Source organism: Sutterella sp. (genome assembly GCF_030539355.1).
Classification (GTDB): domain Bacteria; phylum Pseudomonadota; class Gammaproteobacteria; order Burkholderiales; family Burkholderiaceae_F; genus Sutterella.
On sequence record NZ_JAUNSF010000082.1, the window covers coordinates 1 to 13,497 of the forward strand.

At 65.3% G+C, this 13,497-nt stretch carries 10 protein-coding genes; 7 read left to right on the forward strand and 3 right to left on the reverse strand.

What is annotated here, in order from left to right:
- Positions 1-119 precede the first annotated feature (119 nt).
- A complete protein-coding gene (locus Q4F91_RS10205) occupies positions 120-1,634 on the forward strand; it encodes a flavocytochrome c (protein WP_303337370.1) in 1,515 nt (504 codons plus the stop codon).
- 99 nt (positions 1,635-1,733) lie between these two features.
- Here Q4F91_RS10205 and pyrF read toward each other — a convergent pair whose 3' ends face one another.
- Entirely contained in the window at positions 1,734-2,552 is an 819-nt protein-coding gene (gene pyrF / locus Q4F91_RS10210; RefSeq protein WP_303337372.1) for an orotidine-5'-phosphate decarboxylase, read from the reverse strand.
- 268 nt (positions 2,553-2,820) lie between these two features.
- Between pyrF and Q4F91_RS10215 the strand changes: the two genes are divergently transcribed.
- Positions 2,821-3,432: a hypothetical protein gene (locus tag Q4F91_RS10215; RefSeq protein WP_303337374.1), complete on the forward strand. Its 612-nt coding sequence runs from the start codon at positions 2,821-2,823 to the stop codon at positions 3,430-3,432.
- Between the two features lie 157 nt (positions 3,433-3,589).
- Here the strand turns inward: Q4F91_RS10215 and groL are convergent, their stop codons facing one another.
- Positions 3,590-5,227, reverse strand: coding sequence for a chaperonin GroEL (gene groL, locus Q4F91_RS10220; protein ID WP_303337376.1), 1,638 nt, complete (start codon positions 5,225-5,227; stop codon positions 3,590-3,592).
- A gap of 57 nt (positions 5,228-5,284) precedes the next feature.
- The gene (locus Q4F91_RS10225; RefSeq protein WP_303337378.1) at positions 5,285-5,572 is read right to left on the reverse strand and encodes a co-chaperone GroES; all 288 of its coding nucleotides are present in this window, start codon (positions 5,570-5,572) and stop codon (positions 5,285-5,287) included.
- 209 nt (positions 5,573-5,781) lie between these two features.
- Here Q4F91_RS10225 and dacB point away from each other — a divergent pair, with 209 nt between their 5' ends.
- From dacB to Q4F91_RS10250, 5 genes are all read left to right on the forward strand, one after another.
- Positions 5,782-7,494: a D-alanyl-D-alanine carboxypeptidase/D-alanyl-D-alanine-endopeptidase gene (gene dacB, locus Q4F91_RS10230; protein WP_303337380.1), complete on the forward strand. Its 1,713-nt coding sequence runs from the start codon at positions 5,782-5,784 to the stop codon at positions 7,492-7,494.
- Positions 7,495-7,544: 50 nt separating this feature from the next.
- Positions 7,545-9,392 carry a PhnD/SsuA/transferrin family substrate-binding protein gene (locus Q4F91_RS10235; RefSeq protein ID WP_303337382.1) on the forward strand — a complete coding sequence of 616 codons (1,848 nt, stop codon included), beginning with the start codon at positions 7,545-7,547 and terminating at the stop codon, positions 9,390-9,392.
- Positions 9,389-10,084, forward strand: coding sequence for a response regulator transcription factor (locus Q4F91_RS10240; RefSeq protein ID WP_303337384.1), 696 nt, complete (start codon positions 9,389-9,391; stop codon positions 10,082-10,084). Before Q4F91_RS10235 ends, Q4F91_RS10240 begins: the two co-directional genes overlap by 4 nt.
- Positions 10,081-11,535, forward strand: a complete 1,455-nt coding sequence (locus tag Q4F91_RS10245; protein ID WP_303337386.1) for a flavocytochrome c — start codon at positions 10,081-10,083, stop codon at positions 11,533-11,535. Before Q4F91_RS10240 ends, Q4F91_RS10245 begins: the two co-directional genes overlap by 4 nt.
- Before the next feature lie 208 nt (positions 11,536-11,743).
- The gene (locus Q4F91_RS10250; RefSeq protein WP_303337388.1) at positions 11,744-13,231 is read left to right on the forward strand and encodes a flavocytochrome c; all 1,488 of its coding nucleotides are present in this window, start codon (positions 11,744-11,746) and stop codon (positions 13,229-13,231) included.
- The last annotated feature ends 266 nt before the right edge of the window (positions 13,232-13,497 follow it).

The following is a 13,497-nucleotide window of genomic DNA, read 5'->3' on the forward strand; positions in this document are numbered from 1 at the left end:
CTTCAGAGATCTGCAGAGAAACCTGAATTTATAACTTTGACAGGGCAGACCGCCCGTCAGCGTTCATTCCGGGGAAGGGCAGCAAGAAGAACGGCCGGGATTCACAAAGGAGAAGAACCATGAGCACCAGCATTTCCCGTCGTCAGCTCCTCGGCAGCGTCGCCGCCGGCTCCGCCGCGGCCGTGGCAGCGCCCTTTGCGCAGGCCGCCTGCTCGAACGTCCCCGCGAAGTGGGACGAGACGACTGACGTGATCGTGATCGGCACGGGCTTCGCGGGTTTGATGGCCGCCTACGAGGTCAGGAAGGCCGGCGCCGAGTGCATCGTCATCGACAAGATGGCCACCCCCGGCGGCAACTCGATCATCAACGGCGGCATCATGTGCGTCCCTGGCAATGACTTCCAGAAGAAGGACGGCATTGAGGACTCGCCCGAGGCGATGGCCGAGGACATGCTGAAGGCCGGTCTCAACCTCAATCACCGGGACAAGGTGAAGACCGTCTGCGAGGGCGCGCTTCCCGCCTACCGCCGCCTCATCGATGAGTTCGGCGTTCAGTGGAAGCTTAACACCCACGAGGGCGGCCACCGCGTGCCGCGCAGCGCGCTCACCGCGAACGGCTCGGGCTCTGAGATCGTCAGGAAGCAGCTCGCCGCGCTCGAAAAGCTCGGCGTGAAGCCGCGCCTGCGCTGCATCATGGACCACATCATTCTCGACGACGCGGGCACCGCCGTCGGTCTCGAAGTCCGCGAGGGCTATCGCTTCGGCCGCGAGGAGTCGGGCAGGAAGAAGTTCATCCGCGCGCGGAAAGGCATCGTGCTGGCCTTCGGCGGCTTCTGCGCCGACGTCGAGTACCGGAAGATGTTCGATCCGAACCTCGACGAGAACTTCCAGTCGACGAACCATCCGGGCGCCACCTCCGAGGGCATCCGTGAGGCGAACGCCATCGGCGCGCAGCTCATTCAGTGCGACTGGCTGCAGTGCCTGCCCTACACGAGCCCGGACGAGAAGGGCTTCGGCATCGCCTGGACCTGGACGGGCGCGACCTCATCGCGCGGCTTCTGGTTCGACGCCGCCACCGGCAGGCGCTTCGTCAACGAGCTCGCCGACCGCAAGATCCGCAGCGACGCGATCATCGCGCACCTGAGGGAGGGCCATGACGTGCTTGCCTTCGGCGACAGCAAGACCGCGAAGATCTTCGAGGACATGCGCCCGGGCATGCTTGAGCGCATCCTCAAGGCCGGCGTCTGCTGGAAGTTCGACACGCTCGAGGCCCTCGAGAAGGCCTACAGCATCCCGAAGGAGGCGTTCGAGAAAACCATCGCCGAGGTGAACGAGTCCGTCACGACGAAGAAGGATCCGCTCGGCCGCCGCGTCAACGAGCGCCTGCAGACGCTCACGGACGGACCGTTTTATGTGACACGTATCTCGCCGAAGGTGCACCACTCGATGGGCGGCATCCTGACGACACCGAAGGCCGAGGTGGTGAGCATCCGCGGCGGCATCATCCCGGGGCTCTATGCCGCGGGCGAGGCCACGGGCGGCGTGCATGGCGCGGTGCGTCTCGGCTCCTGCGCGGTCACGGACTGCATCGTCAACGGCTCCATCGCGGGCCGCGAGGTCGCGAAGCGCGGCTGACGCGCCTGAAGAAAAACGAAGGAACGCCGCCATTCGTTTGATGACGACGTTCCTTCAGAAAAAATCTTACGGGGCGGCCCTTCGGGCCGCCCTTGTTTCTTAGAGACTGCGGGCGGCGTTGATCGCGTCGCGGGTCTCGGTCGCGGCCTTTCGGGCGGCCTCGCGCCAGTCGGCGCCGCGGCTCGCGTAGAGGATCGCGCGGCCGGAGTTGATCACCATGCCGGCGCCCTCCGTGTCCATGCCGGCCTTGACGGCCGCCTCGATGTCACCGCCCTGCGCGCCGATGCCCGGCACGAGGAGCGGGATGTCCGGGGCGATGCGGCGCACCGCGGCGAGCTCCTCGGGGTAGGTGGCCCCCACGACGAGACCGAGCTCGCCCGTGCGGTTCCACTTCTCGGCCACGAGGCGCGCGACGTGCTCGAAGAGGCGCTCGCCGCCCACGTCGAGCATCTGCAGGTCATCGCCGCCCTTGTTCGAGGTGCGGCAGAGCAGGAATGCGCCCTTCTCCTCCCAGGCGAGGTAGGGCGAGATCGTGTCCTCGCCCATGTAGGGCGAGAGCGTCACGCAGTCGGCGCCGAAGCGCTCGAACGCTTCGCGCGCGTAGTGCTCGCAGGTCGAGCCGATGTCGCCGCGCTTGGCGTCAAGAATCACGGGGATGCCGGGGTGGTTCGCGTGGATGTAGCTGATGATGCGCTTCAGAGCGGCCTCGGCGCCCTCGCTCGCGAAGTAGGCGATCTGGGGCTTGAAGGCGCAGACGAGGTCCGCGGTGGCGTCAACGATGCCGCAGCAGAAGTGCAGGATCGCGTCCGGATCGTCGGCGAGTTCCTCGGGGAAGCGCGACGTGTTGGGGTCGAGGCCCACGCAGAGGAGCGTGTTCTGGTTGTGCCAGCGCGCCTTGAGCATCTCGGTGAATTTCATTTGTCCTGTTCTCCTGGAGGCCGCGGACTTTCGCGCGGCCGGTTCTTCTTCAAGCCCGTAATTGTCCCCGCTCCGTCCCCGGACGGTCAAGAACACTGCGGTATTACCCGCAGAGCACTTGCGGAAAAATGCGAGAAATCGTGAACGACGGCCCGTCAGCGCACGTCTCGGATTACGATGACACCTGACGGCAGGTTCGAGTGCAGAGGAGAGACTGACTGACCGGCCTGAGTCCGAAGAACCACAGAATTTCCAGGAGACTTTCTAAATGACTCACTCCTTCAACCGTCGTTCCTTCCTCGCGGCCGCCGGTGCGCTCGCCGCCGCGGCGCTGCCCGCCGCCCACGCCGCCGAGAAGAAGCGCGAGTGGCCGAAGATGCCCGACGTCCCGACCGACTTCAACCCGGAGCGCTGCTTCGTCGAACTCGCCGAGAAGGGCGAGGGCGTTGTCTTCGAAGGCCCGAAGGGCGCCCCGGTCGTGCGCATCGTCTTTGATCCCCAGTGCCAGTGGTGCGTCTGGGAGTACAACCAGCTGAAGCCCTTCCTCGGGAAGGTCACCTTCATCTGGCACCCGGTCGCCGTGCTCAACCCGAACAGCGAGCCGCAGGGCGCCGCGATCCTTTCCGCGGCCGACCCGAAGGCGAAGTTCCTCGAGCACGAGGCGCACTTCCGCGACGAGAAGTTCAAGGGCCTCGACATCCGCGGCCAGGAGTTCCCGTGGGAGAAGCGCGTCAAGGTCTGGGAGAACTCCAAGGCCTTCCGCCGCGCCGCCGGCAACTCCGTCCCGTTCGGCGCGATTCAGATGCCCGACGGCCGCTACATCGCGATGCCGCAGTCGACGACCGCTGAGTTCGCGAAGCTCACTGGCGTGAAGTACTGAGACGCCTCAGGAAACGATTCCTGAATCCTTTCCGACGCCCGCGTTTTCTCTGAAGACGCGGGCGTTGCCATGTTCAGGATCTGCAGAAAAGAAGAGCCCCGCCTCCCGTGAACGGGGAGGCGGGGCTCGGATCAGATCAGGGGATCTGCGCGGCTGATTACATCATGCCGGGCATGCCGCCCATGCCGTCCATGCCGGCGGGCATGGGCTTCTCTTCGACCGGAAGGTCGGCGACCATGCAGTCGGTCGTGAGGATCAGCGAGGCGACGGAGGCCGCGTTCTGGAGAGCCGTGCGGGTGACCTTCGTCGGGTCAAGCACGCCCATCTCGACGAGGTCGCCGTACTGGGCCGTCTGAGCGTTGTAGCCGAAGTTGCCTTCGCCCTGGGCGACCGTGTTCACCACGACGCTGGGCTCGTCGCCGGCGTTGGCGACGATCTGGCGGAGCGGCTCCTCCATGGCGCGCAGAACGATGCGGATGCCGGCGTTCTGCTCGTCGTTGTCACCCTTGAGGTCCTTGATGGCGAGCTTGGCGCGGATCAGAGCAACACCGCCGCCCGGGACGATGCCTTCCTCAACCGCGGCGCGGGTGGCGTGGAGGGCGTCCTCGACGCGGGCCTTCTTCTCCTTCATCTCGACCTCGGTGGCGGCGCCGACCTTGATCAGCGCAACACCGCCGGCGAGCTTCGCGACACGCTCCTGGAGCTTCTCGCGATCGTAGTCGCTCGTCGCGGTCTCGATCTGGGTGCGGATGTTCTGGACACGGTTCTCGATGGCGGTGGCATCGCCGGCGCCGTCGATGATCGTGGTGTTCTCCTTGGAGATCTCAACCTTCTTGGCCGAGCCGAGCTGGGCGAGCGTGGCCTTGTCGAGCGAGAGGCCGACGGTCGACGAGATCACCGTGCCGCCCGTCAGGACAGCGATGTCCTCGAGCATGGCCGTGCGGCGGTCACCGAAGCCCGGGGCCTTGACGGCGACGACCTTGAGGATGCCGCGGATGGAGTTGACGACGAGCGTGGCGAGCGCCTCACCGTCGATGTCCTCGGCGATGATGACGAGCGGACGCGAGGCCTTGGCAACCTGCTCGAGCACCGGGAGAAGCTCGCGGATGTTCGAGATCTTCTTGTCGTGCAGCAGCACGAACGGGTTCTCGAAGACGCAGGACTGCTTCTCGGGCTGGTTGATGAAGTAGGGCGAGAGGTAGCCGCGGTCGAACTGCATGCCTTCGACGACCTCGAGCTCGTTCTTGAGGCTCTTGCCGTCCTCGACCGTGATCACGCCTTCCTTGCCGACCTTGTCCATCGCCTCGGAGATGATCTCGCCGATCTCCTCGTCGGAGTTGGCGGAGATGGCGCCGACCTGGGCGATTTCCTTGTTCGTCGTGGTGGGCTTCGAGAGGTTCTTGAGCTCGGCGATGGCGGCGGCGACGGCCTTGTCGATGCCGCGCTTGAGATCCATCGGGTTCATGCCTGCGGCGACGAACTTCATGCCTTCGTCGACGATCGCCTGGGCGAGAACCGTGGCCGTGGTCGTGCCGTCACCGGCGTTGTCGCTCGTCTTGGAGGCGACTTCACGGACCATCGCGGCGCCCATGTTCTCGAACTTGTCCTTGAGCTCGATCTCCTTGGCGACGGAGACGCCGTCCTTCGTGACGGTCGGGCCGCCGAAGGAACGCTCGAGGACGACGTTGCGGCCCTTCGGGCCGAGCGTCACCTTGACGGCGTTGGCGAGAACGTTGATGCCGCGGACCATCTTGGAGCGGGCGTCATCACTGAAAAGGACCTGCTTAGCAGCCATTTTGTATTTCCTTCAATCTGTGCGTGAAATCTGTTCTGGAGAGGGCGGAGTGTGCAATTACTCGAGAACGCCCATGATGTCCTCCTCGCGCATGACGAGGAGCTCTTCGCCGTCGACCTTGACGGTCTGGCCGGAGTACTTGCCGAAGAGGACGCGGTCACCCACCTTGACGTCCGGGGTGACGATGCGGCCGGCCTCATCGCGCTTGCCGGGACCGACGGCGATCACCTCGCCCTGGTCGGGCTTCTCGCCGGCCGAGTCGGGGATGACGATGCCGAAGGCGGTCGTCGTTTCGGCCTCAAGGCGCTTGATGATGACGCGGTCATGCAAGGGACGGATCTGCATCTTGGAATTCTCCATTGACGAAAAATGATGCGCCGGACGCCGGAAGGCCTGCTTCAGAGGACTCCTCCCGGGGCGGCCGGAAGTGAAAAACTGTTACCAGGGCGGAGGCCGCTCAATGAAGGGGCTTCCGTTACCATTTAATCCCTATATGGGGACGCTCCGAAGGATTTCAAGCCCCGGAGTAAAAATTTTTTCTCAAGGGGCCTCTGATGAAAATTTTCCTTAGGAATTCGGTGCTTGCAGTCGCGCTCGGGCTTCTTGCCTTCGGCGCCGTCCCGTTCTCCGGGACCGCCCGGGCGACGGAAGCGACCCCTGCGGCACCGGCGGAAGGCACTCCGGCGCAGACGGACAGCCAGGACGATCCGGACGAGAACGCGGAGCCGGCCGAGCCCCCGGCGCGGCGCTACGCGCCGATGTCGGCCGAGGGGAATCTCACCGCGACGCGGCCCACGCTCACGGAGTTCCCCGAGGTGCTGCTCGCCGCGGCGAAGCACACGCGCGTGAACCCTCAGGGCGTCGTCATCTCCATCGTGCCCGTGGGCAGGCCCGACAGGCCGGTGCTGGCCTGGCGCGACGCCGTGCCCCACAAGCCCGCGAGCACGGCGAAGCTCGTGACGACCCTCGCTGCGCTCGAGACCCTCGGGGCGAGCCACCGCTGGTACACGGGGTTCTACGCGACCTCGCAGCCCGACCGCAGAGGGGTGCTGAAGGGCGGTCTCTGGATCCGCGGCGGCGGCGACCCCGCCTTCGTCGTGGAGGATTTCGCGCTCGAGATCGAACGCCTGGCCGCCCTCGGCGTGAAGCGCATCGAGGGGAACGTCACCGTCGACCGCTCGCTCTTCGCCGTTCCGGCGGTGGATCCCGGGGCGTTCGACGGCCGCGCCTCGCGCCCCTACAACCTTCCGCCCGACGCGGCGCTCGTCAACTACCGCGCGATCACGCTTGAGTTCACGCCCGACCCTGCCAAAGGCGTGGCCAATGTCGTGATGCTCCCGCCGCTCGCGGGCGTCACGGTCCCGAAGACCATCAAGCTCTCCCGGGGCGGCTGCGGGGACTGGAAGACCTCGATCGGATTCAAACTCGTCAAGGGACCGAAGGACACCAAGCGCGTGGTTCTCTCCGGAACGCTTCCCGCCCGCTGCGGCGCAAAGAACTTCAGCGTCATCGCGCTCGAGGCCGACGAGTACTTCGAGCGCCTCTTCCGCGAGCTCTGGGAGCGCGACGGCAGAAAGTGGACGGGCCGCGTCGTGGCGGGCCCGGTGCCGGAGAACGCCGAGCGGATCCTCCTGCGCATGTCGCCCACGCTCGCCGAGGTGACGGCGCTCACCAACAAGTGGTCGAACAACACGATGGCCCGCCAGATACTGCTCTCGCTCGGCGTACATCGCGTCGGGAAGGCCTTTGAGGCGGAGCGGAAGGCGAAGGCGGAGGCTGAAAAATCCGCGCCCGCGAAGAAGACCGCGCAGAAGAAGACCCCGGAGAAGGCGCCTCTCGTCTTCCCGCCCACGGCGACGATCGAGGACGCCCGTGCGGAACTGCGTGACTGGATGGCGAGCCGCGGCATCCCGGCCGATGAGATCACGATCGACAACGGCTCGGGCCTCTCGCGCGAGACGCGCGTCACGGGCCGCGCGATGACGAGGCTTCTCGCGGCGGGCTTCAGCGGCCCCTACATGCCCGAGTACCTCGCGTCGCTTCCCATCACCGGAAAGGACGGCACGATGGCCCGCCGTCACTACGCGCCCGAGGAGGGCCGCATCAAGACGGGGTACCTGAACGACGTCAGAAGCATCGGCGGCTACATCCACGCGCAGAACGGCGAGCGCTACGCGGTCTACGCGAGCGTCGAGGGCGAGAAGAACGTCCCGAACGGCATCGCGTTTCTGAACGCCGTCATCGACTGGGTGTACTGGCTCGATTGAGAGACGAGTTGACTGAGATGAGACGAACACTTCTGAATCTGACGGAGGCGATGCGAAGGACGGCAATCCTTCTGATTCCGTGCTGGGTTCTGCTGTGTTCCGCCTTCACGGTCAGTGCTGAGGAGCTCCCCCGGACGGCCGCAAAGAAAACGGTCACGATCGGCGTGCAGTCCTCGCTCGATCCGCAGTTCATCGTCGGCAGCTTCGGGCCGACCATCGCGCATCTGAGAAAGCGGTTCCCGGACACGGTCTTCAAGACGCAGTTCCTGCGGCTTGAGGATCTTGAGGCGGCCATTGAGAAGCGCAGCCTCATGTTCTTCATCGCCGAAAGCGGCGTCTTCGCCTATGAGGAGGCGCGAGTCGGGGCCAGGGACCTCGCCGTCCGCACGACCGCCATGGCAGCGGATCCCGCCCGCACGGTGAGCTCCACAGTTTTTGTCCTGAGTTCCTCCCCGGTGCGGAGCATCTCTGATCTGAAGGGACGGAGCATCGCCGCGGAGTCGCCGGAGAGCTTCGGCGGCTGGACGGTGCTGCAGGGCATCATCGCGAACCGGGGCCATGACCCGGAGGAGTTCTTCTCCAACACTATCTTCACGCGCTCCGAATTCCCGGATGTCGCGAGCATCGTGCTCGCAGGCGGAGCGGACGCGGGCGTGCTCAAGTCCTGCGATCTCGAGCGGGTGATGCGCGAGCACGCCTACGAGCCGGGGGCGTTCCGCATTCTGGAGCCGCAGCCCGGCACGCAGCTGCGCTGTCTCCGGTCCGGTCCGCTTTATCCGGACATCGTTTTCGCGTCGCTGCCCTGGGCCGATTCGGAACTCGTCAAGGACATCATCGTGGCGCTCCTCTCCGAGCCGCCCTCGCGGGAGGGCGACGCCTGGGGCGTCTGCCCGGACTTCGAATCCGTGGATCAGCTCTTCCGCACGCTCAAGGTGGGCCCGTACCGTTACCTGCGGGAGTTTGACTGGCGGGTTCTCTGGGAAAACTATTCGGAATGGATCTTCGCCGCAGCGGGGCTCCTCGTTCTGCTCATCCTCCACGTCATCCGCACGAACCGGCTGGTCTTCATCCGCACAGCCCAGCTGCGCGGCGCGCTGCGCCGGGAGAAGGCCCTTGAAGCCGATGCGCGCGAGAGCCGTCAGAGACTCTCGAAGATGGAGCGCATCGGTGTGGTGTCGCAGATGTCCTCCATGCTCACGCACGAGGTGAGACAGCCGCTCTACGCGCTGATCAACTTTGCAGGCGGTCTCAGGATGTACGTCGAGCGGCGCTACGGCGCGGATCCGGTTGTGGCCGACGCGGCCTCAAGCATCACCGAGGAGGCGGAGCGCATTTCGGAAATCGTGAGCCGCGTGCGCAACTACGCGAAGCAGAAGGAGGCGGTGAGGGAGCGCCTGAGCCCCGCGGGCATCGCGGAGGCTGCGCTCAGGACGTTTGCCCACAGCACGACGGCCTCGGGCGTGAAGGTCAAGACCGTTCCGGACGCGAGCGCCGACGGCGTCTTCATAGAGGCTGATCCGCTTGAGATGGAACTCCTGCTCCTCAATCTCCTCCGCAACGGCGCCTCGGCGATGAAGGACTGCCCGCCCGGCGAAAAGCGGCTGGTGCTCGGCTGGCATTCGGACGGGATCCGGCTTGTCTTCGAGGTGCGGGATCACGGGCCGCAGCTCTCGGACGAAGCGTTCGAGCGCATGCAGACGCCGCTCTCGAGCACGAAGGCCGACGGCCTCGGACTCGGCCTCGCGCTCTGCCGGACCATTGTCGAGCGCCTGGGCGGCCATATGGAATTTGTGAGAAAAGATCCCGGGCTCTGCGCCGTGGTCAGCATCCCGCTGGCGGATGCCGAAACAGACGGTGAAGAAGTAGAGGATCGGAAGGAAACGGAGAAGAATCAATGACGGAGGAACTGTTCATCCCGTCGGCCGCGGCGAAGCCTCTGGTGCGCATCGTTGATGATGACGCGAAGGTCCGCAAGTCCGAGGCATTCGTCCTGTCGATTGAAGGGTGGGACATCGCCGCCTACGAGACGGCCGAGGCTTTCCTTGAGGGCGATGATCCGACGAGGCCGGGCTGCATCGTGCTTGACGTGCGCATGCCCGGAATGAGCGGACTGGAGCTGCAGGCCGAGCTCATCCGGCTCGGGCGGACGACGCCCGTGCTTTTCCTCTCCGGCCACGGAGACATCGGCATGGCCGTTCTCGCCCTGAAGCGCGGGGCGTCGGACTTCCTGCAGAAGCCCATCATCCCGGAGAAGCTTCAGGCGGCCGTGGCGCGGCTTGTGCGCTGGCATCAGCAGATCTGCCGCTCGCTCGAGGAACGGCAGCGGACGCTTGAGCTCGTCTCCGCGCTCACCCCGCGGGAACTTGAGGTGGCGCGGCTCGCGGCCAAGGGACTTTCCTCGAGGGAGATCGCTCAGGTGCTCGGCTCCGCCGAGCAGACCGTGAAGCAGCAGAGATCCACTGCGCTTCACAAGCTCGATGCACGCGGCCCCATGGAACTCGCGGACATCTTCCGCATCGCTGACGAACCCATTGATGTCCGTGCGCCGCTCGGCTCCATAGATGAAGCGGCGGCAGGAGGCGGGCAGTGAGCGGAAGTTCCTTTACGCGCAGGAAGCTTGTCTCCGGCATTCCTTCCGTCGGACTCGGACTCGCCCTCGGCGCGTGTTTCGCGCCCGTCCGGGCCTCGATTTTCAGCGCCGACCCGGACGTGATCGTCGTCGGCGCGGGCGGCGCGGGGCTCGCGGCCGCGCTGGCCGCGGCCGAGGCCGGAGCAAGCGTCCTGGTGCTGGAAAAACAGTCGGAGATCGGCGGCAACACCCGTGTCTCCGGCGGGTACTTCGCCTGCGTGGATCCGAAGCGTCAGTCGAGAATGGGCATTGAGGACTCCGAGGATCTGTTTCTCACTCAGCTCATCGCAAGCGGGGGCAGCGCCGCTGATCCCGAGCTCTGCCGGGTGCTCGTCGCGAATGCGGGCAAGACCCTGCTCTGGCTTGAGTCACACGGCATGCGCTTTCAGGACACCGTGATAGAGCTCTACGGCTCGCACTGGCCCCGCGTGCACAAGCCTCTGATGCCGATGGGCGAGGGCTACATCCACACACTTTCCGGGGCGGCTATCCGCCGCGGGGTCCGCATTCGCACAAAGACCCCCGTGACGAAACTCATCGTGCGGGAAGGCCGCGTCGCGGGCGTCGTGGCAGGATCCGACGGAGAGGAGATTTTCGCGAAGCGCGGCGTCATCCTCGCCTCGGGCGGGTTCGGCGCGAACCGACGGATGGTGGCCGAGGTCGCCCCGCAGCTCGCCGGCCTCACCACGAGCAACCAGCCCGGCTCCACGGGGGAAATGCTCCTCGCCGCGAAGGAGGCCGGTGCGGTGCTCGTCGGCATGCCGTACATCCAGTGCCTGCCGGGATGCCCGCCCGGAAGAACCCATCGCGTGAGACTTCACAACGATGTCTCCCGCTTCATCCTCGTCAATGCGCAGGGGAAGCGCTTCATCCGGGAGGACGGGCGGCGCGATGTGCTGCGGGACGCCGTGCTTGCGCTCCCCGAGCGCTATGCCTATTCGATCGTTGATGACGAGGGCCTGCGCAGCTACAACATCGTTTTCCAGAAGGAGACCGTGATCGGCATCGAGACAGGTGACGCGTGGCGCGGCGACTCGATCGCCGAACTCGCGACGGCGATGGGGCTGCCGCCTGAGGCGCTCGAGCGGACGGTCGAGCGCTACAACGAGGGTGTCCGTCAGGGCCATGACGAGGTTGACAAGGCCCCGGCGGTTCTGCGTTACGAACTGAAGACGCCGCCCTTCTGGGCGTGCTACGTGGGCATGACGGTTCACTACACCATGGGCGGCATGCGCATCAGCCCTCGCGCCGAGGTGCTCCGAGCTGACGGCAGTCCGATTCCCGGGCTCTACGCGGCCGGGGAGGCCACGGGCGGTGTCCACGGGGTCAACCGCATGGGAGCGAACGGCATCAATGACGCGGTCGTATTCGGGCGCATCGCCGGAACCTCCGCCGCCGGGAATGGCCCGTGATGAACTGAGGCGAAAAAGCGTCTTCCAGCGCGATTGAGATAAAAACAGATCACAACTTCGGCTAAAAGTCAATAGCACCCGGGTCAGATGCGGTTTCCCGCCGTCAGGGCGAGACTGATGTCATGCGAAGGAAGCGAGAGCAGATCGCCGCATGAGACGGCTGCTTCCTTCGAAAGCACATCAGATTTGCCTGAAAGGAGAGAACCAAATGACAGATCTCAATCGCCGACAGTTCCTCAACACCGCTGCGATCGGCGCGGCGGCCGCTGCCGCGGGCGGTCTCGCCCACGCCGCTCCGGCCCCTGCCTCCATCTGCGCGCTCCCCGCGAAGTGGGAGGAGACTTATGAACTCGTCGTCGTCGGCTCCGGCGGCGCCGGTCTCGCGACGGCCGTCATGGCCGCTCAGAAGGGCGTCAAGAAGATCCTTGTCCTCGAGAAGATGGGCTACATCGGCGGCAACACCGCCATCTCGGGCGGTGGCTTCAACTCCTACGATCCGCCCCGCCAGAAGGCCCAGAACATTCAGGACAGCCCCGAGAACCATGCCAAGAACACGATGCAGGGCGGTGACAACCGCGCCAATCCCGAGCTCGTGCGCACGATGACGGAAAACTCCTACGCCGCCGTGCAGTGGCTCGAGTCGATGGGCATGAAGTTCAAGCCCGATGTCTATCAGATCTACGGCGGTCTCTTCCCGCGCTGCCATGCGCCTTTCGGCTCGCTCGGCTCTGACTACATCAAGGTTCTCAAGGCCCAGTGCGACCAGCTCGGCATCGAGATCCGCCGCAATTCCCGCGTCACGCGCGTCATCCGCGAGACGCCGCTCACCGGTGACGTGCTCGGCGTTGAGTACGAGGATGCCAAGAAGGTGAAGCACGCCATCCGTGCGACGAAGTCGACCGTCATCGCCGCCGGCGGCTTCGGCGCCAATGCCAAGATGCGTGCCCTCTACGATCCGCGCATGCTCAATCTGACCACGACGAACCACACGGGTGCGACGGGCGACCTCATCCCGCTGCTGCAGGACATCGGCGCTGCTACTACCGGCATGGACTTCATCCAGTGCAACCCCGGCTGCCCTCCGGGACGCAAGCATCGCGTCATCATGCACCTGATCGTGAAGAACTTCATCATGGTCGACATGCAGGGCAAGCGCTTCGTCGCCGAGGATGAGCGCCGTGACGTGATCCGTGACGCAATCCTCTCGCTGCCGAAGCAGACCGCTTTCTCGCTCATCGACCAGAACGGCTTCGACGAGACGAACCCCGGCCACCAGAAGGGCATCGAGAAGGGCTTCGAGACAGGCGACGCCTGGAAGGCCGACACGATCGAGGAGCTCGCGAAGAAGATCAATGTCGAGCCTGCCGTCCTCAGGAAGACCATCGACGATTTCAACGCCGGTGTCGACGCCCAGAAGGATGCGCTCGGCAAGGCGCCCGGCCAGCTGCGCAAGATCGAGCGCGCGCCGTTCTATGCGGCCTACGCCGGCATGAGCGTCCACCACACCATGGGCGGCATCGTGATCAACACGAAGACGCAGGTCATTGACCGCCGCGGCGAGATCATTCCGAAGCTGCACGCGGTCGGTGAGATCACCGGCGGCATCCACGGCACGAACCGCCTCGGCGGCAACGCGATCTGTGACATCTTCACCTTCGGCCGCCTGACCGGCATGTATGTTGCCGAGGGCATCTGATGAGTGATCATCCTCGGTGCTGACGGAGACCCCGAGTTTCGCCAGCGCTGCGGATCTTCCCCGATATGAAATCGGCGGATCCGGTTCAGACAGGAACCGGATCCGCCGAATTGTTTTTGGAAGACAGGATTTCTGCCGCCCGGGACGTCAGGACGCGAGAATCGCCACGGTGACGAGCATCATGACATAGCCGGTGAGGCACGGGATGACCATGCGCTTCACCATGGTGAGCGGGTTGACCTTTGCGAAGCCCGCGACGATGAGAA

Excerpts from the sequence above, each read along its gene's own strand:
- Q4F91_RS10205 (WP_303337370.1), top strand. The coding sequence starts at position 120 with ATGAGCACCAGCATTTCCCGTCGTCAGCTCCTCGGCAGCGTCGCCGCC.
- pyrF (WP_303337372.1), bottom strand. The coding sequence starts at position 2,552 with ATGAAATTCACCGAGATGCTCAAGGCGCGCTGGCACAACCAGAACACG.
- Q4F91_RS10215 (WP_303337374.1), top strand. The coding sequence starts at position 2,821 with ATGACTCACTCCTTCAACCGTCGTTCCTTCCTCGCGGCCGCCGGTGCG.
- groL (WP_303337376.1), bottom strand. The coding sequence starts at position 5,227 with ATGGCTGCTAAGCAGGTCCTTTTCAGTGATGACGCCCGCTCCAAGATG.
- Q4F91_RS10225 (WP_303337378.1), bottom strand. The coding sequence starts at position 5,572 with ATGCAGATCCGTCCCTTGCATGACCGCGTCATCATCAAGCGCCTTGAG.
- dacB (WP_303337380.1), top strand. The coding sequence starts at position 5,782 with ATGAAAATTTTCCTTAGGAATTCGGTGCTTGCAGTCGCGCTCGGGCTT.
- Q4F91_RS10235 (WP_303337382.1), top strand. The coding sequence starts at position 7,545 with ATGCGAAGGACGGCAATCCTTCTGATTCCGTGCTGGGTTCTGCTGTGT.
- Q4F91_RS10240 (WP_303337384.1), top strand. The coding sequence starts at position 9,389 with ATGACGGAGGAACTGTTCATCCCGTCGGCCGCGGCGAAGCCTCTGGTG.
- Q4F91_RS10250 (WP_303337388.1), top strand. The coding sequence starts at position 11,744 with ATGACAGATCTCAATCGCCGACAGTTCCTCAACACCGCTGCGATCGGC.